General features: G+C 60.1%; 1 protein-coding gene. It reads right to left on the bottom strand.

All coding sequences use genetic code 11. From position 1 onward, the window contains the following. Positions 1-326 (bottom strand): aminotransferase class I/II-fold pyridoxal phosphate-dependent enzyme (locus GYRE_RS14310; RefSeq protein WP_038256148.1); only part of this gene is annotated, 326 nt, incomplete at both ends.

Here is a 326-nt window from a genome sequence, read left to right as displayed (position 1 = left end):
ATGGCTCCGGCTTCACGCGCCAGACCACAGATTTTCGCAATATCCACGACGCGCAACAATGGGTTGCTCGGACTTTCCACCAAAACCAGCTTCGGTTTTTCCGCCAGCGCCGCTTTCAGCGCCTGATCGTCACCCTGATCGACAAACAGCACCCGGTAGCAGCCGCGTTTTGCCAGGCTATCGAACAGGCGGTAGCTGCCGCCGTAGCAGTCGTGCGGTGCCACCAGCAGATCGCCAGGTTTCAGGAACACGGTGGTCACCAGATGAATCGCTGACATTCCGGTATTGGTCAGTACGGCGCCCGCGCCGCCCTCAAGTTCCGCCAG

The sequence above is a fragment of the Yokenella regensburgei ATCC 49455 genome (assembly GCF_000735455.1).
GTDB classification, from domain to species: domain Bacteria; phylum Pseudomonadota; class Gammaproteobacteria; order Enterobacterales; family Enterobacteriaceae; genus Yokenella; species Yokenella regensburgei.
This window is presented reverse-complemented; position numbering and strand designations above follow the sequence as displayed.